Origin of the sequence: Tenacibaculum tangerinum, from assembly GCF_029853675.1 — a bacterium.
In the GTDB taxonomy this organism is placed as follows: domain Bacteria; phylum Bacteroidota; class Bacteroidia; order Flavobacteriales; family Flavobacteriaceae; genus Polaribacter; species Polaribacter tangerinum_A.
Genome location: NZ_CP122539.1, coordinates 2,213,904 through 2,238,501, shown reverse-complemented (window position 1 = coordinate 2,238,501; position 24,598 = coordinate 2,213,904). Strand labels below are relative to the sequence as shown.

The 24,598-nt window shown below is 34.0% G+C and carries 25 protein-coding genes and 2 pseudogenes; 13 read left to right on the top strand and 14 right to left on the bottom strand.

Going from position 1 to position 24,598, the window contains the following annotated elements:
- Nucleotides 1-30: 30 nt before the first annotated feature.
- From P8625_RS09885 to bioA, 5 genes are read left to right on the top strand one after another with little or no spacing between them, the layout of a single operon-like run.
- Nucleotides 31-1,167 (top strand): aminotransferase class I/II-fold pyridoxal phosphate-dependent enzyme, encoded by a 1,137-nt coding sequence (locus tag P8625_RS09885; RefSeq protein WP_279650298.1) that lies wholly within the window; start codon nt 31-33, stop codon nt 1,165-1,167.
- Nucleotides 1,167-1,547, top strand: a complete 381-nt coding sequence (locus P8625_RS09880) for a putative signal transducing protein (protein WP_279650297.1) — start codon at nt 1,167-1,169, stop codon at nt 1,545-1,547. The genes P8625_RS09885 and P8625_RS09880 overlap by 1 nt, the downstream gene beginning before the upstream one ends.
- Nucleotides 1,544-2,152 (top strand): dethiobiotin synthase, encoded by a 609-nt coding sequence (gene bioD / locus P8625_RS09875; protein ID WP_279650296.1) that lies wholly within the window; start codon nt 1,544-1,546, stop codon nt 2,150-2,152. Before P8625_RS09880 ends, bioD begins: the two co-directional genes overlap by 4 nt.
- Entirely contained in the window at nt 2,153-3,301 is a 1,149-nt protein-coding gene (locus P8625_RS09870) for a hypothetical protein (protein WP_279650295.1), read from the top strand.
- Nucleotides 3,279-4,544: an adenosylmethionine--8-amino-7-oxononanoate transaminase gene (gene bioA / locus P8625_RS09865; RefSeq protein ID WP_279650294.1), complete on the top strand. Its 1,266-nt coding sequence runs from the start codon at nt 3,279-3,281 to the stop codon at nt 4,542-4,544. The genes P8625_RS09870 and bioA overlap by 23 nt, the downstream gene beginning before the upstream one ends.
- On the opposite strand, the gene P8625_RS09860 is transcribed toward bioA, so the two are convergent.
- Complete coding sequence (locus P8625_RS09860) at nt 4,530-4,967, bottom strand: cytochrome c oxidase assembly factor Coa1 family protein (protein WP_279650293.1); 438 nt, start codon at nt 4,965-4,967, stop codon at nt 4,530-4,532. The two genes, bioA and P8625_RS09860, sit on opposite strands and share 15 nt — an antisense overlap.
- A gap of 439 nt (nt 4,968-5,406) precedes the next feature.
- Between P8625_RS09860 and P8625_RS09855 the strand changes: the two genes are divergently transcribed.
- Both P8625_RS09855 and bioB read left to right on the top strand, forming a co-directional pair.
- Nucleotides 5,407-6,576, top strand: coding sequence for a beta-ketoacyl synthase N-terminal-like domain-containing protein (locus P8625_RS09855; RefSeq protein WP_279650292.1), 1,170 nt, complete (start codon nt 5,407-5,409; stop codon nt 6,574-6,576).
- A gap of 99 nt (nt 6,577-6,675) precedes the next feature.
- Nucleotides 6,676-7,773, top strand: a complete 1,098-nt coding sequence (bioB, locus tag P8625_RS09850; protein ID WP_279650291.1) for a biotin synthase BioB — start codon at nt 6,676-6,678, stop codon at nt 7,771-7,773.
- A gap of 122 nt (nt 7,774-7,895) precedes the next feature.
- Here the strand turns inward: bioB and P8625_RS09845 are convergent, their stop codons facing one another.
- Entirely contained in the window at nt 7,896-8,477 is a 582-nt protein-coding gene (locus P8625_RS09845) for a methyltransferase domain-containing protein (protein ID WP_322790476.1), read from the bottom strand.
- A gap of 81 nt (nt 8,478-8,558) precedes the next feature.
- On the opposite strand from P8625_RS09845, the gene P8625_RS09840 reads away from it, so the two are divergent.
- A complete protein-coding gene (locus P8625_RS09840) occupies nt 8,559-9,434 on the top strand; it encodes a cupin-like domain-containing protein (protein WP_279650290.1) in 876 nt (291 codons plus the stop codon).
- Between the two features lie 164 nt (nt 9,435-9,598).
- Here P8625_RS09840 and P8625_RS09835 read toward each other — a convergent pair.
- A pseudogene (locus P8625_RS09835) lies at nt 9,599-10,303 on the bottom strand (IS3 family transposase); the annotation flags it as partial.
- A gap of 52 nt (nt 10,304-10,355) precedes the next feature.
- Here P8625_RS09835 and P8625_RS16365 point away from each other — a divergent pair.
- Both P8625_RS16365 and P8625_RS09830 read left to right on the top strand, forming a co-directional pair.
- The gene (locus P8625_RS16365) at nt 10,356-10,625 is read left to right on the top strand and encodes a transposase (RefSeq protein ID WP_407704775.1); all 270 of its coding nucleotides are present in this window, start codon (nt 10,356-10,358) and stop codon (nt 10,623-10,625) included.
- Between the two features lie 109 nt (nt 10,626-10,734).
- Nucleotides 10,735-11,490 (top strand): annotated as a pseudogene (locus P8625_RS09830) (IS3 family transposase); the annotation flags it as partial.
- 66 nt (nt 11,491-11,556) lie between these two features.
- Here the strand turns inward: P8625_RS09830 and P8625_RS09825 are convergent.
- The 11 genes from P8625_RS09825 to P8625_RS09775 all read right to left on the bottom strand — a co-directional run bounded on the left by P8625_RS09825 (nt 11,557) and on the right by P8625_RS09775 (nt 21,742).
- Nucleotides 11,557-12,270 (bottom strand): DUF547 domain-containing protein, encoded by a 714-nt coding sequence (locus P8625_RS09825; RefSeq protein WP_279650289.1) that lies wholly within the window; start codon nt 12,268-12,270, stop codon nt 11,557-11,559.
- 122 nt (nt 12,271-12,392) lie between these two features.
- Nucleotides 12,393-12,596 (bottom strand): hypothetical protein, encoded by a 204-nt coding sequence (locus tag P8625_RS09820; RefSeq protein ID WP_279650288.1) that lies wholly within the window; start codon nt 12,594-12,596, stop codon nt 12,393-12,395.
- A 38-nt stretch (nt 12,597-12,634) separates the two neighbouring features.
- Entirely contained in the window at nt 12,635-13,948 is a 1,314-nt protein-coding gene (gene sufD, locus P8625_RS09815; protein WP_279650287.1) for a Fe-S cluster assembly protein SufD, read from the bottom strand.
- Nucleotides 13,949-14,044: 96 nt separating this feature from the next.
- Nucleotides 14,045-14,797, bottom strand: a complete 753-nt coding sequence (sufC, locus tag P8625_RS09810) for a Fe-S cluster assembly ATPase SufC (protein WP_279650286.1) — start codon at nt 14,795-14,797, stop codon at nt 14,045-14,047.
- Between the two features lie 89 nt (nt 14,798-14,886).
- Nucleotides 14,887-16,332 (bottom strand): Fe-S cluster assembly protein SufB, encoded by a 1,446-nt coding sequence (sufB, locus tag P8625_RS09805; protein WP_279650285.1) that lies wholly within the window; start codon nt 16,330-16,332, stop codon nt 14,887-14,889.
- Nucleotides 16,333-16,361: 29 nt separating this feature from the next.
- On the bottom strand, nt 16,362-16,733 hold the full coding sequence (locus tag P8625_RS09800) for a four helix bundle protein (protein WP_279650284.1): 372 nt from the start codon (nt 16,731-16,733) through the stop codon (nt 16,362-16,364).
- 53 nt (nt 16,734-16,786) lie between these two features.
- A complete protein-coding gene (locus P8625_RS09795) occupies nt 16,787-17,116 on the bottom strand; it encodes a HesB/IscA family protein (RefSeq protein ID WP_279650283.1) in 330 nt (109 codons plus the stop codon).
- A 136-nt stretch (nt 17,117-17,252) separates the two neighbouring features.
- Complete coding sequence (locus tag P8625_RS09790) at nt 17,253-18,317, bottom strand: cytochrome-c peroxidase (RefSeq protein ID WP_279650282.1); 1,065 nt, start codon at nt 18,315-18,317, stop codon at nt 17,253-17,255.
- 4 nt (nt 18,318-18,321) lie between these two features.
- The gene (locus P8625_RS09785) at nt 18,322-18,999 is read right to left on the bottom strand and encodes an MbnP family protein (protein WP_322790520.1); all 678 of its coding nucleotides are present in this window, start codon (nt 18,997-18,999) and stop codon (nt 18,322-18,324) included.
- Nucleotides 19,000-19,075: 76 nt separating this feature from the next.
- Nucleotides 19,076-20,404: a hypothetical protein gene (locus tag P8625_RS09780; protein WP_279650280.1), complete on the bottom strand. Its 1,329-nt coding sequence runs from the start codon at nt 20,402-20,404 to the stop codon at nt 19,076-19,078.
- A complete protein-coding gene (locus P8625_RS09775; RefSeq protein WP_279650279.1) occupies nt 20,405-21,742 on the bottom strand; it encodes a choice-of-anchor B family protein in 1,338 nt (445 codons plus the stop codon). It abuts the gene before it with no gap.
- Between the two features lie 146 nt (nt 21,743-21,888).
- On the opposite strand from P8625_RS09775, the gene thiL reads away from it, so the two are divergent.
- From thiL to P8625_RS09760, 3 genes are all read left to right on the top strand, one after another.
- Nucleotides 21,889-22,938, top strand: coding sequence for a thiamine-phosphate kinase (gene thiL / locus P8625_RS09770; protein WP_279650278.1), 1,050 nt, complete (start codon nt 21,889-21,891; stop codon nt 22,936-22,938).
- Nucleotides 22,939-23,097: 159 nt separating this feature from the next.
- Nucleotides 23,098-23,568, top strand: coding sequence for a peptidoglycan-binding protein LysM (lysM, locus tag P8625_RS09765; RefSeq protein WP_279650277.1), 471 nt, complete (start codon nt 23,098-23,100; stop codon nt 23,566-23,568).
- 120 nt (nt 23,569-23,688) lie between these two features.
- The gene (locus P8625_RS09760) at nt 23,689-24,588 is read left to right on the top strand and encodes a DMT family transporter (protein WP_279650276.1); all 900 of its coding nucleotides are present in this window, start codon (nt 23,689-23,691) and stop codon (nt 24,586-24,588) included.
- Nucleotides 24,589-24,598: the final 10 nt, after the last annotated feature.

Below are 24,598 nucleotides of genomic sequence, written 5' to 3'. Positions count from 1 at the left end.
AATACGTGAGTCTTTTTTTATTTTTATACCATGCAATTTCCTAAAAAACTACAACAAAAAATTTTACAAAGAGTAGCACAATACTCTTTGAGGGAACTTGGTGAAGAAAATTCCCTTGTTGATTTTTCTTCAAATGATTATTTAGGGTTTGCGAAATCTGACGTTATTTTTAACAACACACAGCAGCTTCTAGTTGACAATAATATAAAAGTGAACGGCGCTACAGGCTCTCGCTTACTTTCTGGAAATCACAAACTATATACAACCGTTGAAAAACAGATAGCCAAGGTTCACCATGCAGAAACGGCTTTAATTTTTAATTCTGGTTACGATGCAAATATTGGCTTTTTTGCTTCGATACCTCAACGGGGTGATGTTATTTTGTATGATGAGCTCATTCATGCATCCATACGAGACGGAATTCAATTATCGAATGCAAAATCTTTTAAGTTTCAACATAATAACATAAAAGACTTAGAAGAAAAAATACTTCGGTTTGTTGAATTTGATAGTTCAGAAGTGTATGTAGTTACCGAAGCTGTTTTTTCTATGGATGGAGACTCTCCTGACTTAGTAGAAATGACTAAAGTAATTAAGAAATATGCGAATGTACATTTCATTGTCGATGAAGCACATGCCTTAGGTGTTTTTAACTACGGGTTGATTCAAGAACTACAGCTTGAAGAGGCTGTTTTTGCTCGAATTATTACCTTCGGAAAAGCCTTAGGATGCCATGGCGCTGCTGTATTAGGAAGCAAACAACTACAACAGTATCTCATTAATTTTTCTCGCAGTTTTATTTACACTACAGGGTTGCCTCCTCATGCGATAGCTACTATAAAAAGTGCATACGATGAATTAGCCATTAGCAATTCTAAAAAACAGCTTCGACAAAACATTCAACATTTTATTGCAGAGTCTAATCGATTGCAATTAAACTTTATCAAGAGTACTTCTGCCATTCATTGCTGTATTATTTCAGGAAATGAGCATGTAAAAAATATGGCTTTGCAATTGCAGCAGCGTGGCTTTGATGTGAAGCCCATTTTATCACCTACTATCCCTAAAGGTGAAGAACGCTTGCGTTTTTGCTTACATACCTACAATTCTAAAAAAGAAATTACCCATGTTTTAGAGAACCTTGCTACTTTTGTTCAAAAAATATAATGCAAGATACGTACACCATTTTAGCGGTATTCGAATATTCTACTGAAGCACAAGTGATAAAGGCTAAGTTAGATTCTGAAAATATCAGAACCATGTTGATGGACGAAAAAACAATTGATTCTGACCCCTTGATTAGTCAAGCCATTGGTGGAGTAAAGTTGCTAGTACATAATAATGATTTAGAAAAAGCGGTTGCTATCTATAACGAAATAAGAGCATACGTAAAAGATGAAAATGGGAGTGCTATTCATTGTCCTAAATGTAATTCAACCAACATATTAGTTGCCGATTTACAGCGTAAAAACATCTTTTTTATGCTTTTTCCTTTTTTTGAAAGCAAGAAATTAATTTGCAACGATTGTAAAACAATTTTTAAATGAATAAGTATTTTATCACAGGAATCTCAACAGAGGTGGGTAAAACCGTCGCTTCAGCCATTGTAACTGAGGCCTTGCAAGCTGATTATTGGAAACCTATCCAATCAGGAGACTTAGATTATTCTGATACTCATAAAGTAAAAAAACTAATTTCTAATTCAAAAACTGTATTTCACCCAAATGCATACGCGCTACAAACCCCTATGAGTCCGCATGCTGCCGCTGAAATTGACGGAATTACTATTGAAATCGACAATATAAAAGAGCCAACCACTGAAAATCATTTGGTTATTGAAGGTGCTGGCGGCTTATTAGTTCCGCTGAATACTAAAAACACTTTATTAGACCTTATAAAACCTAATTATAAGGTTATCGTAGTTTCTCGTCATTATTTAGGAAGTATTAATCACACCTTATTAACCGTTAACCTACTAAAAGAAAAAGGATTTGATGTTTCGCTAATTTTTTCTGGAAACGAACATAAAACCACCGAAGATAGTATCAAAAAAATGACAGGTGCTCCTGTAATTGGACGTATTGAAGAAGAGCCTTATTTCGATAAAAATGTCATTAAAGAATACGCTGAATTATTTAAACCCAACTTATAAATGAAAGCTATTACCGCAAAACATCTTTGGTCTTTCCCGTTGCTTTTTGGTTTTTTAGGAGGTATCATAGGGCTCGTTTTGCGTTATGCTTTTACAGGAAGTATTGCTAACTTTCCTTTTAAGTTTGTATTGCACTCCCATTCTCACATTATGTTATTGGGTTTTGTGTTCAATGCTTTGATTGTACTGCTTTTTACCAGATTTACGAACGGAATCGATACAACTTCTTATCGATTATATCTTGCATTGCAAGTTTGTGTAGCTGTTTTGTTAGTCGGATTTATCATACAAGGATATGCCTTGGTTACGATTACATTTTCTACCCTACACTTATGGATAAGTTATTGTCTTGTTATAAGGTTGTGGAAACGATTAGTAGGTAAAAAATCAGACCTAATCTTAATTAAAACAGGTAGTATCTTTCACTTTATATCTTCTATTGGTCCGTATGCGCTAGGTCCGTTGATGGCTCTTAAAATGCAAGCTTCTCCTTGGTACGAACAAGCTATTTTCTTCTACTTACACTTTCAGTATTTCGGTTCCTTTTTTCTTTGGATGCTTGCCATACTCTTTCAAAAAACAACCATTCGGTTAACAAAAAAACAAATGAGCTTACTTGTGGGTGCTATTACACTTTTGTATGCGCATTCATTACAATACAGTTTCAATCATTTGGCTATTCAAATTGTAGGAAGTATTGGTTCCATAGCGCTGTTCTTGTTTTTCCTAAAACTTAAAAAATCATTTTCAAATCAAAAATTACAATATCAATTGTTTTTTGGAACTCTCTTGTTTATCGGAATCCTAAACTGTTTTGGCAGCATTCCTTACTTTTCGAACTTAGTTATAACGAACAGATTTATGCTCATTGCTTGGTTGCATTTTCTTTTCTTAGGGATGTACCTTCCTTTTATTTGGATGGAATTGGGTACAAAAATTCGTCAAAGTATCTGGGTTGTTTATATCGTTTTCTTACTCACTTCAGAAGCCTTTTTGCTTTTCCCGACATTTTTTTCTGAATTGTTTGCTACCTCGATTATGTGGCTATTGTTTATTGCCTATTTCGGGGTGGTTTTATGTATTTCTGTTGTACATTTGACAGCTCTTTTTCAAAAGAACAAAATAGATGAGCTTACAAGAACGCGATAAAAAACATTTGTGGCATCCGCTAAAACAACACCAAACACATCCCGACAGTTTAGGAATTGTAAAAGCAAAAGGTTGCATACTCACCGATGAAGATGGTAACGAATATATTGATGCTATTTCGTCTTGGTACACCTGTATGTTTGGGCACTGTAATGATTTTATTACCAGTCGTGTTTACCAACAAATGCAAACATTAGATCAAATAATGTTTAGCGATTTTACGCACGAGCCTGCAGTGAGATTATCGGAAGAATTGATAAAAATTCTTCCGAAGAATCAAAACAGAATTTTCTTTAACGATAACGGTTCTACTGCGGTAGAAGCAGGTATTAAAATGGCATTGCAATACTATTTTAACAAAGGTGAAAAGCGTACTACGTTTATTGCTTTTGAAAATGGTTTTCACGGAGATACCTTTGGAGCGATGTCCGTTTCTGGATTATCGGTATATAACGGTCCGTTCGAAGATTTTTTAATGGATATTCAACGTATTCCTGTTCCAAACGGAGAGAATAACGAGATTATTGCTGAGCAATTACATCAGATAATTTCAGAAAATAACGTCGTAGGATTCATTTATGAACCATTAATTCAAGGAGCTGCCGGGATGAAAATACACAAAGCAGCAGATTTGAATACTATTTTAGCGATTTGTAAGAAAAATAACATTTTAACTATTGCTGATGAAGTGATGACTGGTTTTGGAAAAACTGGCAACTATTTTGCTTCTGACGAAGTCGCTACCAAACCAGATATTATATGTTTAAGTAAAGCGTTAACAGCTGGACTGGTTCCTATGTCCATTACTTCGTGTACGGAAGAAATTTATGCTGCTTTTTTAGACAATGACATTGCCAAAGGTTTCTTTCATTGTCATACCTATGCTGCGAACCCAATAGCCTGCAGTGCTGCATTGGCAAGCATTGAGTTATTAAAAACACAAGAAATTCAAGATAATATCGAGTACATTTCAAGTTCTCACAAAGAATTTTCTAAGAAAATCGAAAAGCATTCAAAAGTAAGTTCGGTAAGATATAAAGGCGTTATTTTGGCTATTGATTTAAACACCAATGCAGGTCGTTACGGTACCTTACGAGATCAACTTTTACAATCGTTTATGAACGAAGGTGTTTTCTTACGCCCGTTAGGAAATACCATTTATATTCAACCGCCTTATGTAATTACAGAAGACCAACTTGAGAGAATATATACAACTATTACAAAGATTCTAAACAGTCTCTAAAGCTCTTTCTTTTTCCAATAAATTAATTTCTTCTTGGGTTCTTGTAACAACAACATATAAATCTTTATAAACCCATTCTCCATTCACCCTAATTCCTTTAACAATTAGCGTACCTTCCCCTTTATCTCCTCTTATCGGAATAGAAATATCAACATTTCCTCCATCACTTGTAATCGAAGTATTTCCTGATGGAGTTCCATATTTTTCGATAGACTGTCCTAAATTTTCAATCACTGTTTCGTTTTTAAACGCCTGTTCAATGGCATACTCAAAAGGAGTAGCTTTGCTAATTATTTTTGGTGCACCAAAAAATACCGCTTTAATACGTAAAAAAATTGATATAAAAACCCCCAAACAACCTGTTAATGGAGTGAACCACAACCTTTTTCTTCTAGAAATTTTTTTTTGCTCTCGCTCATTCATAATTTAATAATCCTTGTCGTAAGAAAATGTTTCCATTTTCTTTTAGAATACTTGATTTTACCTTTATTTTTGCTTCTTAAGCATGTCGAGAGATTTCGGGGGATATATCAAAAACTGGGGAAAAATTATGTTTATATAATAATCAATAAGTATCGTGGAACTTTTAGTATTGGTGCCACAATTAATCTAAAAAGCAGCGTATATAAACATTAAACAATACTGGGTTCAATTTAGCAAAAAAAAATTAATCTAAAAAGATGTAATTTATTTTAAAGAATTTCATAAGATCACTCAGGGTATATCTAGGGAAAAGCAACTTAAGCAAGTATAAAAAATGGAAATTAAACCTAATAAGAACCATAAATTCTACTTTCAAAACAGTAGATAATTAATTTTAGGTGACGCTGAAATAAAATTCAGCATGACAAAAATGAAAAAAATGCAACACCTTATCTCAATAACATCTTTTGCATCAGTTTCTGCCTTAGGAAGCACTCCGGAGACAATATGGAAAAACTACCTAAACAATCAACATTTTTTAAGTAGTAAAGAATTTGAAGGTTCTAAAGCTTGGGTAGCACAATTAACCGATGAAGATAAATCTGCTATTGAAAATGTAAGAAATGCTGATTCTAAGTATAAAAATTTAGACCCTTCGGTTGTATATACACTTTTTGTTGCTAGAAAAGCAATGGAACAAACTGACTGGAAGTCTTCAGATAATTTCGGAATTAATATCGGTTCTTCTCGCGGAGCTACCTCGCTATTTGAAAAATACCATAAGGAGTTCTTAAAAACAAGAAAATCATCTACCTTAAGTTCTCCTACTACTACTTTAGGTAATATTTCTTCATGGATTGCACACGATTTACAGAGTAACGGACCAGAAATTTCACATTCTATTACTTGTTCGACGGGATTGCATTCTTTGCTTAATGGAATTGCTTGGTTACAATCGGGAATGTCAGAAAAATTTATGATCGGTGCCAGCGAAGCTTCCTTAACCAATTTCACCATTGCGCAAATGCAAGCGCTAAAAGTGTATACGAAAGAAAATAGTAACTATCCATGTAAATCTTTTGACCTTACTAAAACCAAAAACACGATGGTTTTAGGCGAAGGGGCTTCGGTATTTTGTTTAGAAAGAGGGAATAAAGAAAATGCCATCGCTTTTATTGAAGGGGTTGGGTATGCAACAGAGATATTACAACACAACACCTCGGTAACAACCGACGCTGAATGTTTTCAGAAATCAATGAAAATGGCGTTGGGTACTATTTCACCAAATGAAATTGATGCGATTGTAATGCATGCACCAGGAACTATTAAAGGAGACCAATCAGAAATTAATGCGATTCAAAAAGTGTTTTCTAAAAAAACACCGTTTTTAACCACTAATAAATGGAAACTCGGTCATACATTCGGTGCTTCTGGCTTGTTGAGTTTAGAATTGGCCCTACTCATGTTACAACATCAACAAGTAATTGAAGTTCCTTTTGCTGCACCTCAACAAAAACCAAAAAAACTTCACAAAATATTGGTCAATGCAGTTGGTTTTGGTGGAAATGCCGTTTCTGTTTTAATTACTGCAAAAAACACACAAAAGTAATCGACAAAAGCGATTCTCCTTCCGAAGAAAAATAAGACTCATAAAATTCCGCTTTCGTGGCGGAATTTTTTATTTTTACCGCACAAACAACACCTATTTATGAACGAAATCAGACACGATTGGACGAAAGAAGAAATTCTACAAGTATACAATAAGCCTCTAATGGAGCTTTTGTACGAAGCTTCAACGATACATAGAAAATACCATGACCCGAATACAGTACAAGTAAGTACCTTAATTTCTATAAAAACTGGTGGATGTTCTGAAGACTGTGGATATTGTCCGCAAGCAGCCCGTTACCATACCGATATAGAAGGAAATGATTTGATGACTGTAAACCAAGTTAAGGCGCAAGCTTTACGTGCTAAAGAAGGTGGTTCATCAAGAGTGTGTATGGGTGCTGCTTGGAGAAATGTAAAAGACGGACCAGAGTTTGACCAAGTGTTAGAAATGGTACGTACTATTAATAAACTAGATATGGAAGTTTGCTGTACCTTAGGTATGGTTACCGAAAACCAAGCAAAACGTTTAGCGGAAGCTGGTTTGTATGCTTACAATCATAATATTGATACTTCTGAAGAGTATTACGACGATGTAATTTCTACTCGTGCTTTTAAAGATAGAGTAGATACGATTGAAAATGTACGAAAAACCAATGTAACGGTTTGTTCTGGGGGTATTATTGGTATGGGAGAATCGTTAGAAGACAGAGCTGGAATGTTAGAAACCTTAACTCGTTTCTCTCCACATCCTGAGTCTGTGCCTATCAATGCCTTAGTTGCAGTTGAAGGTACTCCGTTAGAAGAGCAGCCACCTATAAACATTTTTGAAATGGTTCGTATGGTTGCCACTGCTCGTATCGTTTTACCAGATTCTCAAGTACGTTTGTCAGCAGGTAGAACGCAAATGAGTAGAGAAGGTCAGGCAATGTGTTTCTTTGCCGGAGCAAACTCAATTTTTGCAGGAGATAAATTATTAACCACTCCGAACCCCGATATTGACGAGGATATGAAAATGTTTAAAGACTTAGGTTTAAACACGCAAAAGCCTTTCTTTAAGCATGAACAAAGAGCATCTGTTGAAGCAGAAAACTCACAATACCAATCGTTAGGTGAGAAACCAAAATGGACAAGACCTGACCATAAGATTGAGCGTAACGAACAAAAAAAGAAAGAGGCGAAAGAAATAAGAGCTTAATATTTTACAAACGTCATTGCGATTCCGATGTTTCGAAAAAGTAATCTTTTTTGTCGAAAATGAGATTACTTCAGTCGTAAACTCCTTCGCAATGACGATTTTCAATTATTTTTTAAATGTCCTTATTTTTTTATCATGTTAACAAACAACTCCATTCCTTTTCTACCTTCTGATGAGTTGTAGCAAGGTTGCATACTTCCTGTAAAATACGGTGTGAAATATTTTTCATATTCTTCTTTACTTCCTCCAAAAGGTGGATGGTCTTTATTTAATACTGCATCAAACAATAATCCAACTAGTTTTCCTTTATCTCTTAATAATTGGTGTGCTTTTTGGGCATACGTTTGACGTAGTTTTGGGTCGATAGCGCAGAAAAAAGTTTGTTCGATAATCAAATCAAAAGTTCCTTGTAGCTCGAAAAAATTAGCGTGAATCAAATTTTCTTTCGGAAAGTTTGGAACTCTATTCTGAATTCTTTGTAAAGGTGCTGAAGCAATATCGACTACAAAAACATCCTTGAATCCTTTGTTCCATAAATATTCTGCTTCGTACGAGTTTCCGCCTCCTGGTATTAAAATTTTAAGGTTCTTATCTGCTAATTGATTGCTATATTCTTTTAGCGGATTGGAGATTGCTCCCAAATCCCATCCTGTTTTATTGGTTAGATATTTATTATTCCAAAATTCTTCTGACAACTCTATCATTTCTTTAATGCTTTATAGCACGAATTTAAGAATAAAAACGTCGTAACAATTTCTTAACTTTGCCATTTTAAATAGCAAGTCATGGGATTAAATCTTTCTCCAATTGATAGAGTAGAAACCATTACCAAAGAAGACTTTATCAAACATTACTTTAAGCCACAAAAGCCTGTGGTAATTGAACGTTTTATCGAAGATTGGCCAGCATACAACAAATGGTCTTTAGATTATATGAAAGAGGTTGCGGGTGATATAACAGTTCCTTTATACGATGATAGGCCTGTAGATTATAAAGATGGTTTTAACGAACCTCATGCTACTATGAAAATGAGTGAGTATGTAGATTTATTAAAACGTGAGCCTACAAAATTCCGAATTTTCTTGTGGAATATTTTAAAAGAGGTGCCGCAATTGCAAAAAGATTTCACGTTTCCTGATTTTGGCTTGCGTTTAATGAAAGGCTTGCCTATGTTGTTTTTTGGCGGGCGTGATTCGTACACTTTTATGCATTATGATATTGATTTAGCAAACATTTTTCACTTTCATTTTGAAGGGAAGAAGAAGTGTATTTTGTTTGATCAAAAGCAAAACAAGTACTTGTATAAAATTCCGCATTCTTTAATTACTCGTGAAGATATTGATTTTAATAATCCTGATTTTGAGAAGTGGCCTGCGCTTAAAAATGCCAAAGGGTATGTTGCTGAATTAGAGCATGGAAATGTGTTGTATATGCCTGAAGGATACTGGCATTATATGCGTTATATAACACCAGGTTTTTCGATGAGTCTGCGTGCTATTGCTCGTAACCCTAAAAATTTAGGAAAAGCTATTTACAATGTGTTTATTATGCGTACGATTGATAATATGATGCGTCGTATGAAGGGGCAAAAATGGATTGATTGGAAAAACGAACAAGCTATTGTTCGAACGAATAAGGCAAATAATACCATTGCTTCATAAAAAAAGACTGTCTGAAAAGGCAGTCTTTTTTGTTATTGATAGAGTTAGTTATTAACTTTAAGAATGATTAAAAAAGTAGTTTTTAAGACTTATACCCAATATCAGTTGAGCCTATTACCTTATAGTCACGATGTGGACTACCTACTAAGTTTGGTACAATTTTTCTAAGCCACTTGTTTATATTTATATTCTGTTAATTTTCTTTCCATTTCCAAAGGAGTCATATATCCTAAAGCTGAATGTATTCTTTCTGTATTATACCACAATATATATCTTTCGAAACACTGATAAAGATGTAGATGGTTTTCAAATTGATATTGATTTAGGTATTCATATTTAATAGTTTTAAAAAAGGATTCTGCTAATGCATTATACCAACAATTACCTTTTCTACTCATACTTTGTATTACTTTTATATTGATATTTAATAGTCGAACTATTTTATTAGAGGTGTATTGGGCTCCTTTATCGGAATGAAAAATAAGATTGTTTTCAATAGCACGTGTATTTCGAGCTTTAATCCAAGTTGGATACACGGTGTTTTCTGTGGTCATATCTTCACTCAAAGTCCAACCCACTACTTTACGATCTGCTAAATCGATAATGGTTGTTAAGTAGTTCTAACGTTGACCTACTGGGATATAAGTAATGTCAAATACCCATTTTGGACCTATTTGAGTACTTGTAAAATCTCTATTAAGTATATTTTTAGCTACTGGATTATCGTGTTTTGATTGGGTAGTTATAACAAGTTTCTGCTTTAAAATACTTTTTAATCCCATTTGCTGCATTAATCTACCAATGTAGGAAATACGATAAACAAAGCCTTCTGATTGTAATTTCTTTTGAATTCTGGTGTAGGCTTCCCGAAAAACAGGACAGTTATAAATTCGAATTTACTAACTTTAACTTCAAACTGTCATTATTAAAAGCAGCAAATTTAGCGAGAGTCAAATCATTAAGGCTCTCAAGGAGAATGAACAAGGAAGATCTGTAGGAGATTTATCCAGAGAATTAGGTATTGATAAGAGTACATTTTATTATTGGCGCAAGAAATACGGCGGCATGGAAAAGCAGGAACTCAAACGTCTAAAAGACTTAGAAGCTGAGAATCTACGACTCAAACAGATGTATGCGGATATAAGTCTTGATAATAAGATGCTAAAAGACATCTTATCAAAAAAGTTTTAAGACCTTCCGACAAAAGAGCTCGAGTAAACTATTTGGTCAAAGAGTATTTAGTACCTGTAATACGTGCTTGTAAAGTTGTAGGACTTACACGTTCAAGAGTAAAAGGGATGATAGTGAAGTTATTGATAAACTCAGTGAGCTAGCAGAAGCCTATCCTACTCGTGGTTTTGATGAATATTATTACAAGATTCGTCGTGAAGGTCTAAAATGGAACAGAAAACGTGTTTTACGAGTGTATCGTGAAATGAAACTTAGTTTGAGGCGTAAATATAAAAAACGCTTGGTTGCTCGTATAGAACAACACTTAGAAGTACCTAATGTATTAAATGAGTGTTGGAGTATGGATTTCATGAGTGATGCGCTTACTGATGGAAGGAAAGTGCGTATTTTTAACGTGATCGATGACTGTAACAGAGAAGCAATAGCCATTAACGCTGGACTTTCTTATCCAGCAAGAGCGGTTGTAGAAACATTAGAATATTTAAAAGAAGAAATTGGAACACCTAGGTATGTAAGATGTGATAATGGTCCTGAGTTTATCTCAAAAACATTTATGAACTGGTGTAAAAAGAACTTTATAGAAATTAGATACACACAACCAGGTAAACCAATGCAAAATGGATATATAGAACGTTTTAATCGCTTCTTTAGAGAGGATATACTAGATGCTTATTATTTTAATGATAGCTACCAACTTCAAAAGATAAGTAATCAATGGAGAGAAGATTACAACTTTAATCATCTACATCAATCTTTAGGTAACAAATCACCTAAAGAATATATGCCTAGATTTGATGAAGAATTTAAATTCTTCATCAAATCTGACCTAAATAATAATTATTTGTCGAATTTTAAGGTGTCCTAAAAAGGGGAAGCCTACAGTTTCTTCTGTTTAGGGAATATTGATATATGTATTTATTAAAAGGGAATATTATTTGGTATTCAAATTCCAATCGTACTCTAAGTAAATAATTTCAGCATTGTCATTAGCTTTAATATCTGAGTACTTGTTAATATAATCTACCAAAGTATTTTGAACCGTAAAATCTTCTTGATACCACTGAAACACCTTTGAAACTTCCAACTTTGTTAAAGAAATTTTATTTTTGCTTGGGTCGTTGATAAAACTTTTCATCAGCTTTTCTAAACTATCTTCTATATTTTTTTCAGTAAACGCAAAGTTGGGGAAACGAGGACCAGATTTAGAGGCTGCATTTAAGGCTGCATGAATTCTTGGATCGTCATGCCATCTACGAAGTATCTTGTGTTCAATATAATCTAACGAATATAGTTTTTTACCAACCGAAGCAAAAGGAATTTTCCAAGCATTTCTTCCTTTACGTTTTATATCGGTAATCTTTTTTAAGGGATAACTATCTACAATTAATTTAATAGTGTAGGCATTGTAGGCATTAATCCAAAAAGCTTTCGCTTGGTTAGACGACCATTTATTGCTTGGTATGGTATTTTCTAAGTGTTTAATGTAAATATCTAGAACAGCGCGATTTTTTCTTAATCCTTTATAATCTATGTTTCCTTCGGAGTCAACATACGTTTTAAGCAGCGCATTATACACATCGGTTTGTGCTTGGGATTGTATACTTACAAAAAGAAGTAAAAAAGTTAGGATAATTGTTTTTCGCATTTCAAAAAAAATTAGTATACCAACTTTGACGAACGTTTTATCTAATCATTACAAAAAAAAGTTAATTAACAAAAAAACCACTTAAAAAAGTGGCTTTTTTTGTTAATAGAAACATACGCTCTTTATTTCTTTCCAGCTAAAGAACTAATTGCTATAGCAATAATACCAACAGCAATAGTTATGTATGAGTTGGTGTTGTCTTGAGCTTTCACCAAGTCTACATCTCCGATTGAAACTTGAGCTTCTGGCTGGATAAGTGTATAAATTCCATAGATTAGAATTATAATACCAGCAATTAATAATACTGATTTAATAGTTTTGTTCATAATAAATGTTTTTCTATAAAGATAGAAAAAAAATCATATTATAATTCAAAACCTATATTTACACCTAATTTATTGGCAATTAATTTGGTAATTCTTTTGGTTACTTCAGGAATTTTAACACTTTCTAAAACGGTATTTGCAAATGCATACATTAATAAAGCTTTGGCCTCTTTTTTAGGAATACCCCTTTGTTGCATATAAAACAATGCTTGATCGTCTAACTGACCAATGGTACAACCATGAGAGCATTTTACATCATCAGCAAAAATTTCTAATTGAGGTTTTGCATTAATGGTTGCTTTGTCGCTTATTAAAATATTGTTGTTTTGTTGGTATGCATTGGTTTTCTGTGCTTCTTTTTCAACAATAACTTTACCGTTAAATACTCCTGTAGAACGATCGGCATAAATGCCTTTGTAGTCTTGGTGACTTTCACAGTTAGGCTCTATATGATTTACTAGAGTATGATGGTCAACATGTTGTTTTCCTTCAATAATGGTAATTCCTTTTAAGATAGAATTAATGTGTTCTCCTTTTTGGTAGAAGTTTAGGTTGTTTCGGGTAATATTTCCACCAAAAGAAAACGTATGTACAGAACAAGTACTTTCTTTTTGTTGCTCAATATAGGTATTGTCAACCAAAGAAGCTTCATTAGTGTCATTTTGAATCTTATAATAATCTACGGTAGCATGAGTATCAGCGTAAATTTCGGTTACCGAATTTGTTAATACAGCATTATTACTAAGATTTTGGTGACGTTCTATAATTTGAACATGTGCATTTTGTTCTACAACAATTAAGTTACGAGGTTGTAACATGGTGGCATGCTCTTTACCTGTAGTGAAATTAATTATCTGAATAGGTTTTTCAACCTCGATATTTTTAGGGATGTGAATATATGCTCCTTCGGTAGCAAAAGCAGTATTCAGTGAGGTTAAATTATCTTGCTTGGCAATTTTATTAAAATATTTTTCAATAAGAGGCTTGTATTTGTCTTTTGAAAAGGCAGCAGATAGTAAACAAACGTCTTTTCCATCATGCGTAGTTGTTGATAAAAAAGAGCTGTATTTTCCGTCAATAAATACAATTTTATAACTGTCTATTTCGTGAATGAAATACTTCTTTACGTCAGCAAATGCCACAGAAACATCTCTGTCTGGAAAGATGCTGTAATCTTCTTTTAAAACTGAATTTAAAGAAGTGTATTTCCAAGCTTCTAGTTTTTTTGTTGGAAAGCCTAGTTTTTCAAAATTTTGGAAGGCTTTTGCTCTTATGTCATGTAAATCTGAATTGATGTTTACACTGTCTTCAAAAGCTACGTATGATGATAATATTTTTTCTCTCAACTCCATTGTTTTTAGTTGTAAAGTTTATAAAGTATAAAAGTTTGTAAAGTTGAAAAGATGCTTGTTTTGTGGGCATTTTTCACTTTTTACTTTTCAACCTTTCTAACTATTTACCTCTTCTTTTATCCAATCGTACCCTTTTTCTTCTAGCTCTAAAGCAAGAGAAGCATCACCGGTTTTAACGATTTTTCCATCGTGTAAAACGTGTACATAATCAGGAACAATATATTCTAATAAACGTTGGTAGTGGGTAATAACTACCACGGCATTTTCTTTCGTTTTTAACTTATTAACTCCGTTGGCAACAATGCGTAAAGCGTCAATATCTAAACCAGAATCTGTTTCATCTAAAATAGCTAGTTTAGGTTCTAACATAGCCAATTGAAAAATTTCGTTACGTTTTTTTTCTCCACCAGAAAATCCTTCGTTTAGCGAGCGTGATAAGAATTTACGATCAATTTCTAATAATGCTGATTTTTCACGAATTTTCTTAAGCATATCTTTGGCTGGCATTTCTTCTAAGCCTTTTGCTTTTCGAGTTTCGTTAATAGCCGTTTTAATAAAGTTGGTAACTGTAACACCAGGGATTTCTACTGGGTATTGAAACGATAAAAATACTCCTGCATGCGCTCTTTCTTCTGGAGATAATTCGCTAATATCTTCACCGTCTAACTCAATAGAACCAGAAGTCATTTCATAATTTTCGTTACCAGCAATTACAGATGATAAGGTACTTTTACCTGCACCGTTCGGGCCCATAATTGCGTGAACCTCTCCTGCTTTTACTTCTAAGTTAATTCCTTTAAGAATATCTTTATTTTCTATCTGTGCGTGTAAATTTTCTATTTTTAACATTTTCTGGTATGTGTAATCGTTTAATTTCTATTTGTGTAATCGTTTAAACATTGTAATCGTTTAACGACTAAACGGTTCAAATTTTAATTTTAACCTACGCTTCCTTCCAAACTTATTTCTAGTAGTTTTTGAGCTTCTACAGCAAATTCCATGGGTAACTTATTTAATACTTCTTTACTAAATCCGTTTACAATTAGTGCGATGGCTTTTTCGGTATCTATACCACGTTGGTTACAATAAAACAATTGATCTTCACCAATTTTACTTGTAGTCGCTTCGTGCTCGATTTGAGCTGATTTATTTTTGGTTTCTATATAAGGGAACGTATGTGCACCGCACTCATTTCCCATTAATAATGAATCGCATTGTGAGAAATTACGTGCATTTTCTGCTCTAGAATTAACCTGTACTAAACCACGGTAACTATTTTGTGATTTACCAGCAGAAATTCCTTTAGAAATAATAGTTGACTTGGTGTTTTTTCCTAAGTGAATCATCTTAGTACCTGTGTCTGCTTGCTGGTGGTTGTTGGTAACTGCAATTGAATAAAACTCACCAACAGAATTGTTTCCTTTTAAAATGCAACTCGGGTATTTCCATGTAATTGCAGACCCTGTTTCTACTTGTGTCCAAGAAATTTTAGCATTGGTTTCGCACAATCCTCTTTTGGTAACAAAATTAAAAACGCCCCCTTTGCCTTCTGAATCACCAGGGAACCAGTTTTGAACGGTTGAATATTTTATTTCAGCATCGTCTAAAGCAATTAATTCAACCACCGCTGCGTGTAGTTGATTTTCGTCACGTTGTGGGGCAGTACATCCTTCTAAATACGAAACATAACTGCTTTCGTCAGCAACTACCAAAGTACGTTCAAACTGACCTGTACCTCCTTCATTGATACGGAAGTAGGTAGATAATTCCATAGGGCAACGAACGCCTTTTGGAATGTAACAGAAAGATCCGTCTGAGAATACAGCAGAGTTTAAGGCAGCATAAAAATTGTCGGTCGGTGGTACCACCGAACCAATATATTTTTTTACCAATTCTGGGTGCTCTTGAATGGCCTCAGAGATAGGCATAAAAATAATTCCTTTTTCTGCCAGTGTTTCTTTAAAGGTAGTAGCGACTGACACAGAATCCATCACAATATCAACGGCTACATTTGCTAGTCTTTTTTGTTCTTCTAAAGAGATTCCTAACTTTTCAAAAGTTTCTAGTAAATCAGGATCAACCTCATCTAAACTATTTAATTTAGGTTTCTTTTTAGGAGCTGAGTAGTAAGAAATATCTTGAAAACTAGGTTTTTTATAGGTAACGTTCGCCCATTCTGGCTCTTCCATTTTTTCCCAAATTCTAAAAGCTTCTAAACGCCATTCAGTCATCCATTCTGGTTCGTTTTTCTTTTTAGAAATGGCACGAACGACATCTTCGTTTATACCATTAGGAAACTTGTCACTTTCAATATCGGTATAAAAACCATACTCGTACTCTTTGGTTTTTAACTCTTCTCTTAAATCGTCTTCGGTGTACTTCATAATAGTTTATAAAGTTCTTAGTGTAAAAGTTACAAAGTTGACTGTAGGTATTTTAACAATCCACTAATCAATTTTGAAACCTCATTTACTTTTATTTTTAATTGTTCAAATTCGTTTTTAGCTATGTAATTGATATCAAAAGCTACATATAGCTGAGATCGAACTTCTCCTGCTGATGCTTTTGCGATATATAAAAAACGAATAAATTCCTTTGTTGTTTGTCTTTCAAACCCTTCTGCGATATTAGAAGAAATAGATATACTCGCTCTTCTTATTTGATCCCGTAATCCATAATCTTTCAAAAATAAATCGCAAGAATTAGTTATTTTATAAATGTCAACGTTTAATTCTCTTGCTTTTTGCCAAGAAATAATCTCTTCAAAAGAACTAAACTTTCCCATAATTTAACATTTTTCCTTTCTAACTTTTCACTTTCTAACTTTTCACTTTCTAACTAAAGAGAAAAACTCTCTCCGCAACCACAAGTTCTGTTAGCATTCGGGTTGTTAAATACAAATCCTTTTCCGTTTAAACCTCCAGAATACTCTAAAGTTGTTCCGACTAAGTATAAAAAACTTTTTTTGTCAACCACAATTTTCACATCGTTATCTTCAAAAACTTTATCGTTTTCTTGTTGGGTTTTGTCAAAAGTCAATTCGTATGATAATCCTGAACAACCGCCGCTTTTCACGCCAACACGAACAAAGTCGGTTGTAGTATCAAATCCGTCATCGGTCATTAATTCAATGACTTTCTTTTTTGCTGTATCTGAAACTTTTATCATCGTTTAAATAGATTAAATCTAAATGAGTTGCAAAGATAATGACAAAATATGATTTATATCATTTTTTGAAATGAATATAATTATTAAGCGATAAAAATTGTTTATATGTTATTTCTATTTGCTGATTTTTAGAAGATTATTGTTGGAAATTAGGATTGTTTACAAAACTATTGTCGGTAAGACTTAGAAGAAAAGCTTTTAAAGCTGCTTTGTCTTTTTCAGAAAGTTGCACACCTCCTTGATTGACTTTTTTCATTAGCGGGTCGATGGTTGAAGACTTTTTTAATCCTTCAGAATAATGGTTTATTACTTCATCTAAGGTGGCAAATCGGCCATCGTGCATGTATGGAGCAGTGAATTTTAAATTTCGTAAAGAAGGGGTTTTAAATTTTCCGTTGTCGTTAGGGTCGCCAGTAACGGCACCTAAACCCATATCAGTAAAAGTTTCATCTAAACCGTTGTTATGGAATTTATTATTTGTCCATAAAGGATTGTTGTTACTTCCGTGACAGTGAAAACAGTCGCCTCTAGTTTCGTCCATAAAAACATTAAATCCGTTTTGTTCTTCTGGGGTTAATTCAACTTTTCCCAAGAGGTATTGGTCAAATTTTGAGTTTCCTGAAATTAAAGTCCTTTCAAACTGAGCAATGGCTTTGGTAACCAAGGTAGAGTCTATTTTAGAAGTTCCGAAAGCTTGCTGAAAAAGTGTTGGATATTCGGTATGCTCTTGTAGTTTTTTCGCTACATTTTTCCAATCGCTGTGCATTTCAATTGGATTGCGAACAGGGACAAATGCTTGACGCTCGATGCTGAGTTCTCTACCATCCCACATAAATCGCTCGTCAAAATTCCACGCTAAATTAAACAGTGGCATCGAATTTCGTTTTCCGAATTTGCCATTGACGCCTTCACTAAAACGAGCAGTATCGGTAAAAGCATTTTTAGGGTCGTGACAACTAGCGCAAGATTGGGTATTGTCTTTTGATAAAAGTGGGTCGAAAAATAACTTTTTGCCTAAGGCAATGCCTTCTTCTGTTAAAGGATTGGTGGTTGGTATAACAGGAGCTATTATTTTTTGTTGAAATATCTCAGGAATTTCTAAATTCGCTGGAATAGGTGTATAGGCGTTCTCTTCTTCTTTTGAAGAACAGCTGATTAAAAAAGTCAGCATTAAAAAAGTATATAGTTCTTTTTTTATCATGCTTTTATTGGTCGATGGTACCTAAACTGAACACCCCACTTTTTCCGTTTTCAAACATTGTTTTTTGAGCTTCAAAATCTACCATTAAATTAACACTTTTCTCTCTTAAATCCCAGTTATTCGGATTTTTAAACCAGCCAGCTACATTCATTTTAATTTCAATAGTGGCATCGTTTTTTAATTGAAAAGGGCTAGTTTCGATGTTAATAGAAGTGTCTTCAGTTACATTTTTAGCAGTATCATAGGCCCGAATAACGTGAAAAGCATAAGGTTGTTCTTTTCCATTACTATCTTTAAAATTTCCGTCTAGTTGCATAAAATGGTATCCTCCACCTATAATATCGGGCACATTCCAATCAGCAGTGTTTAAGTCAGGGTATATTCCACTTTTATTATCATCATCATTAAAACCAAACGTAAAGGAAAGTTTGTAAAATCCTTCAGGCATTTTTTCAGGAAAAGAAAGCATCGCACTTTCAGGATTACTAATATCTATTAGTTGATAAGTCTCTGATGCTACAATTTCATCTAAGCTATTGGTTAGTGTAATCTTAGAAATTAAATAGCGTAGTCTAATTATGGTAAGGTTCTGATATTTATTTTCGAATTCGGTACTTTCTAAATCAGTGTTATCGATAGCGGAGTTATCCCAGCTTTGACTAAATTGTAGCTTTACTGAAATTTGTTTTATGGGCTCATCGTTATCTGAACTACAAGAAAGTACTAACAGGCTAAGAAAAAAATTGAGAGGTATTTCATTAGGGTTTTAATTTTATAATTAGGAGGTCTGAAAAACCTTTGTTTGTTGTTATGTCTTGATTACTACTACTACTTTCTCCTACTGCTATAATCGTTCCGTTTGCTAACGCTACAGCATCGTAACAGAAATCTATTTCGGTACCTCCTACTGTTTTTTGCCATAAGAGGTTTCCGTTTGAGCTAATCTTTATAATAAACGCATCATTTTGACCTTTATTTTCGAGATTATTATCGGAACTACGTGAACTTCCTGAAATTAAAAAATTACCGTCTAAAGTTTTGCTGATAGAACGACCAACATCAAAACTAGCTCCTCCATAATTTTTCTGCCAAAGCAGTTTTCCTTCTGTGTTTATTTTTATTGCCCATACATCGGCTCCACCATTATTTTTAGACACATCTTTATCAGAACTTCGTGTTTCACCAACAATAATAAAGTTACCATCATTGGTTTTGGCAATGGCTCTAGCTTCATCAATTTCTGTTCCGCCATAAGATTTTTCCCAGAGCATTTGGCCGCTTTTATCAGTTTTAACAACCCAGAAATCATAAGACCCTTGGTTGTTTTTAACGTCTACATCATTACTGTCGGAAGTGCCAACTAACAGGTAGCCATCAGCGGTTTCGGTAACGTCATAACAAATATCGGTGTTGGTTCCACCAAAATAGTTTCTCCATTCGATATCTCCGCTAGCATTGAGTTTAATGCCCCAATAATCTCCACCAGCATGTTTTTTGGTTAGCTTTGAGTTGCCTAGACCTCCAGATGCTGTGACGTCTAAAATGCCGCCTACAAAAAAGCCAGTATCTGAGGTTTGAATGATTGAAAAACCTTGGTCGGCTCCAGAAAAACCGATGGTTTTTTCCCATGCAATAGTACCATCACTGTTTAGTTTTAACACCCAAACATCATCAAAACCTTCGTTAGTTTGAACATCTCCATCGTTGCTTTTTCCATGCCCTACGACAGCAAAGCCAGCATCGTTTGTTTGAATGATTTGAAAGGCCTTGTCATCTTTTGAACCCCCATACGTTTTTTGCCATTGAAGGTTATCGTCTGCATCAAATTTTAAGACCCAAAAATCATTCTGTACTGTTTTTTTAGTAGTGGTAATATCTCCGTCAATACTTTGGGTATAACCAGCAACTAGATAACCATTGTCTAGAGTACTGATAACGCTTCTACCACTTTCATTAACAGTTCCTCCAAATGTTTTTACAAAACTAATTTCGGGAGTGTTTGATGAAGGAGAAAAATAAATGCCTATATCTTTACTACAACAGTAAAAAATTAAAATGAGCAGTATTGATACAGCTTTTTTCAGCATTTACTGTTTTTTTAGTATAAACAAGCCTCTATTAATATCGCTCACCAAAATATTACCACTTTTAAAGTAAGGGTATACGTTCCAAGCACCGTTAAAACTAGTTCCGTCATTTTCAGGATGGGTATCGAAGTATCCTGTTTCGACAATACTTTTACCTTCAATATTAGAAATATTGATAAAACGAGCACCTGCAGTATAATTAGCTAAATAAAGAGTAGTTCCGTTTACATATAAGTTATGGTCGATTGCTTTGGTAGGTCCGTTATAGGTAAAATGTTGTTTAGGGTTGTCTAAATCTGTAAAATCAAAAACAATGGTTCTAGTATTATTGCCAAATTCTTGCTCATCCGATTCATCTCCCAGAATAAAATAGTGTTGATTTTCAGTAAACCAACCCTGATGGGCATATCCTACATTGGCATACGAAATTTTAGAAATAGTTGCAGGATTTGATTTATTGGTAATATCAACAATTACGACTTCGTTTTCATTACTTCCTATTAAAATTTCTTTGCCTGTATAATCGGTATCTGGTCCATTGTAAGTAACCACTTGTGCATCGTGACTGTAATTATCTGTTCCCCATCCGCCTTCATTTACTGGGTTTTTTGGGTCTTTAATATTGATAAATAAAGGACCTCCTTTGTAGGTGTTTGCTCTTTCAGTTCCTACTGGGTATGCATAACCAGATTCTTCGTTAATTACAATGTTATGAGCTTTACCAAAATCGGTAAAATGAGCATCCATCGTAAAGGTGGCAGGAGGGTTCGAAACATTGCGAAGCCTCGTTAAATCGAAAACTTGCATTCCATGACCAGTATCTCCTTTATTATTATCTGCAACAATAAATGCATGATTGCTGTATACCTTTACATCTCTCCAATCACTACTAATGGTAGGAGTAGGAAGTTTTCCTAAATAAATAGGATTATCAGTATCGGTTATATCTACAAAGGCTGTACCGTTGTCTAAACCTACAATCGCATATTCTTTGTTTGTCGTTGGGTCTGTCCATCCCCAACTATCATTTACTTCTACTGCATTAAAAGTACTAACAGGAAGATTTAATAATAAATCGTAACCGTTACAAGGAAAGACGTCTGCCATACCATTTTCGCAAGGAACTTTATTGGTAGGAGTTTGAGTATCACATACATCACCAATACCATCATTGTCGGTATCTTCTTGGTTTGGGTTGGCAATTGCGGGACAATTATCTTTCGAGTCGACTATACCATCGTTGTCTTGATCGCTTACAGGACTGTCACTAGTAGAAGAAGAGCATGAAGCTACAAGTAAAATTCCAACAATAACAAATAGCATTCTAACATTTTTCATAAAGAAGGGATTTAAAACTACTAAATTAAGTAATTACCTAATTATATAACATATAAAAATAGTAAAACCCTATTTTTATTTTTATAAAATGTTATTATTCTTTTTATAGATGTGGTAGTTTCTGTGGTTGTAACTATCTTTGTGATATGTTAGAAGATAAAAATCAAGAGAGAACCTCATTGGCAGAATTGGGAGAGTTTGGACTCATCAACCATTTAACGAAGCATTTTAAAACGTATCACTCTTCAACTGTAAAAGGAGTGGGAGATGACGCAGCTGTTATTTATTCGTCAGAGAAAGAAACCTTAGTTACAACCGATTTGTTGATAGAAGGAGTGCATTTTGATTTGAGCTATATGCCTCTAAAACACTTGGGTTATAAGGCAGTTATGGTGAATTTATCTGATATATATGCAATGAATGCCACTGCAACGCAAATTACCGTGTCAATAGCTGTTTCTAATCGTTTTCCGCTAGAAGCTATTGAAGAATTGTATGCAGGCATACAACTGGCGTGCGACACGTATCAAGTAGATTTAATCGGTGGAGATACTACGTCTTCAACCAAAGGAATGCTAATTTCTATCACAGCAATTGGTACTGCTAAAAAGGAAGATATTGTATATAGAAATGGAGCAAAACCAACCGATTTAATCGTCGTTTCTGGAGATTTAGGCGGAGCGTATTTAGGCTTGCAGGTATTAGAGCGTGAAAAGCAAGTTTTTCAAGTAAATCCTCAAAATCAACCAGATTTAGAGAAGTATACCTATATTATAGAACGTCAATTAAAACCAGAAGCGCGTAAAGATATTCCCGCTTTATTAAAAGAGTTAGAAGTTCAACCGACTTCTATGATTGATATTTCTGACGGGTTGTCTTCTGAAATCATGCACATTTGTACACAAAGTAAAGTAGGGTGTAAAATTTATGAAGATAAGTTGCCCTTAGACCCTCAGGTAATTTCTACTTCGGAAGAATTTAGTATGGATAGTACCATGATTGCTCTAAGTGGAGGAGAAGATTACGAGTTGTTATTTACCGTTTCTATAGGAGATTACGATAAAATTAAAGGGAATCCTAATTTAACAGTCATTGGTCATATTACCGAAAAAAATGAAGGAATGAATTTGGTAACTCGCGCAAATCAAGAAATTGAATTGAAGGCACAAGGTTGGAACTCTTTTACGAAAGAGTAGAGATACCAAAAAGTAAAAACCTTAAAAGCTCTTCCTAGTACTAACAAGCTTTTTTAAAAAAAACAATATTTTAAATCTTTTTAGAATAGAAATTCTAGTATAAAAATTGTATCTTAGTCAAATAGTAAAAACAGTATTAACAAAAAATCAAAAAGAAGAATGGGAATTTTTTCATTTATTAAAAACGCCGGAGCTAAAATTTTCGGTATCGGAAAAACAACAGAAGAAGAAGCTGCAGAAAAAGCATCAAAATTAGTAGATGCAGTACGTAAATTAGAATTACCTGTAGAAAATTTAGAAATTAGTGTCGATGACGACAAAGCCACGGTAACAGGAGAGGCTGCAGATTTAGCTACCAAAGAAAAGGTAGTTTTAGTAGTAGGTAATACCGATGGAATTGCTTCTGTAGAAGATAACATGACAGTTGCTGAGGTTGAAGAAATTGATGAATCAGCCATGGCACAATTCCACACGGTAGTTAAAGGAGATTCATTGAGTAAGATTGCTAAAGAATTTTATGGCGATCCGATGAAGTACCCTGTAATTTTCGAAGCAAACAAACCTATGTTAACGCATCCTGATAAAATTTATCCAGGGCAAGTATTAAGAATACCACCTTTAGTGGACTAATCAAAAGTTAATCAACCAACTAAAAGGCACTGCATTTGCAGTGCCTTTTTTAGTTATTGAAATCGCTGTTAAAAGATGAAATTTATCATCATCTTTGTCCTTGTTTTTAAAATTAGTAATATGAATCAAAGAGCGCTAGCACTTACTGCGGCATCTATTGCAACCCTTATTTACGGAGTTACGTTTACCATTGCAAAAGAAGTAATGCGACAGCATGTACAACCGTTTGGTTTTATATTGCTTCGAGTAGTTGGGGCTGCACTGGTTTTTTGGGTATTAGGCTTTTTTGTCAAAGCGCCTTCTATAGAAAAAGCAGATTATAAACGAGTAGCAATGGCAGCCTTTTTTGGAATTGCCTTTAACATGCTTACCTTTTTTAAAGGGTTAAGTTATACCACTCCGATCAATGCGTCAGTGATGATGGTAACAACGCCTATTTTAGTACTAATTTTTGCAAGTATTTTACTGAAAGAAAAACTCGTCTTACGAAAAATTGTAGGTGTGATTATAGGCTTAATAGGAGCCATAATCTTAATAGCCTACGGAAACACACTTCAAGGAGATGCAACCAATATCGTACTAGGAAACTTTTTAGTATTTGTCAATGCAGCGTCGTATGCAATGTATTTAGTGGTAGCAAAAAAACTAATAGCAAAATACAATCCAATTGTTTTTATAAAGTGGTTGTATCTTTTTGGTTTCTTAATGGTTTTACCTTTTGGATTTTCTGAATTAATGCAAGTACAATGGAAAACAATGCCAACATCAATATACTTAAAAGTAGGTTTTGTGGTGTTATTTACTACTTGCATTACCTACTTATTTAATTTGTTTGCATTGTCAAAACTAAAACCAACTACAGTAAGCGTTTTTATATACTTACAACCAGTCGTAGCAGCCATTTATGCATTAATTGTAGGAAGCGATCATTTAGATGTTGTAAAAGTAGGCGCAGCACTTTTAATATTTTTAGGAGTGTTTTTAGTAACAAAACGCCCAGCACAAACTCCCAATAAATAAACGTATCTTT

Excerpts from the sequence above, each read along its gene's own strand:
- P8625_RS09885 (WP_279650298.1), top strand. The coding sequence starts at position 31 with ATGCAATTTCCTAAAAAACTACAACAAAAAATTTTACAAAGAGTAGCA.
- P8625_RS09880 (WP_279650297.1), top strand. The coding sequence starts at position 1,167 with ATGCAAGATACGTACACCATTTTAGCGGTATTCGAATATTCTACTGAA.
- bioD (WP_279650296.1), top strand. The coding sequence starts at position 1,544 with ATGAATAAGTATTTTATCACAGGAATCTCAACAGAGGTGGGTAAAACC.
- P8625_RS09870 (WP_279650295.1), top strand. The coding sequence starts at position 2,153 with ATGAAAGCTATTACCGCAAAACATCTTTGGTCTTTCCCGTTGCTTTTT.
- bioA (WP_279650294.1), top strand. The coding sequence starts at position 3,279 with ATGAGCTTACAAGAACGCGATAAAAAACATTTGTGGCATCCGCTAAAA.
- P8625_RS09860 (WP_279650293.1), bottom strand. The coding sequence starts at position 4,967 with ATGAATGAGCGAGAGCAAAAAAAAATTTCTAGAAGAAAAAGGTTGTGG.
- P8625_RS09855 (WP_279650292.1), top strand. The coding sequence starts at position 5,407 with ATGCAACACCTTATCTCAATAACATCTTTTGCATCAGTTTCTGCCTTA.
- bioB (WP_279650291.1), top strand. The coding sequence starts at position 6,676 with ATGAACGAAATCAGACACGATTGGACGAAAGAAGAAATTCTACAAGTA.
- P8625_RS09845 (WP_322790476.1), bottom strand. The coding sequence starts at position 8,477 with ATGATAGAGTTGTCAGAAGAATTTTGGAATAATAAATATCTAACCAAT.
- P8625_RS09840 (WP_279650290.1), top strand. The coding sequence starts at position 8,559 with ATGGGATTAAATCTTTCTCCAATTGATAGAGTAGAAACCATTACCAAA.
- P8625_RS09825 (WP_279650289.1), bottom strand. The coding sequence starts at position 12,270 with ATGCGAAAAACAATTATCCTAACTTTTTTACTTCTTTTTGTAAGTATA.
- P8625_RS09820 (WP_279650288.1), bottom strand. The coding sequence starts at position 12,596 with ATGAACAAAACTATTAAATCAGTATTATTAATTGCTGGTATTATAATT.
- sufD (WP_279650287.1), bottom strand. The coding sequence starts at position 13,948 with ATGGAGTTGAGAGAAAAAATATTATCATCATACGTAGCTTTTGAAGAC.
- sufC (WP_279650286.1), bottom strand. The coding sequence starts at position 14,797 with ATGTTAAAAATAGAAAATTTACACGCACAGATAGAAAATAAAGATATT.
- sufB (WP_279650285.1), bottom strand. The coding sequence starts at position 16,332 with ATGAAGTACACCGAAGACGATTTAAGAGAAGAGTTAAAAACCAAAGAG.
- P8625_RS09800 (WP_279650284.1), bottom strand. The coding sequence starts at position 16,733 with ATGGGAAAGTTTAGTTCTTTTGAAGAGATTATTTCTTGGCAAAAAGCA.
- P8625_RS09795 (WP_279650283.1), bottom strand. The coding sequence starts at position 17,116 with ATGATAAAAGTTTCAGATACAGCAAAAAAGAAAGTCATTGAATTAATG.
- P8625_RS09790 (WP_279650282.1), bottom strand. The coding sequence starts at position 18,317 with ATGATAAAAAAAGAACTATATACTTTTTTAATGCTGACTTTTTTAATC.
- P8625_RS09780 (WP_279650280.1), bottom strand. The coding sequence starts at position 20,404 with ATGCTGAAAAAAGCTGTATCAATACTGCTCATTTTAATTTTTTACTGT.
- P8625_RS09775 (WP_279650279.1), bottom strand. The coding sequence starts at position 21,742 with ATGAAAAATGTTAGAATGCTATTTGTTATTGTTGGAATTTTACTTGTA.
- thiL (WP_279650278.1), top strand. The coding sequence starts at position 21,889 with ATGTTAGAAGATAAAAATCAAGAGAGAACCTCATTGGCAGAATTGGGA.
- lysM (WP_279650277.1), top strand. The coding sequence starts at position 23,098 with ATGGGAATTTTTTCATTTATTAAAAACGCCGGAGCTAAAATTTTCGGT.
- P8625_RS09760 (WP_279650276.1), top strand. The coding sequence starts at position 23,689 with ATGAATCAAAGAGCGCTAGCACTTACTGCGGCATCTATTGCAACCCTT.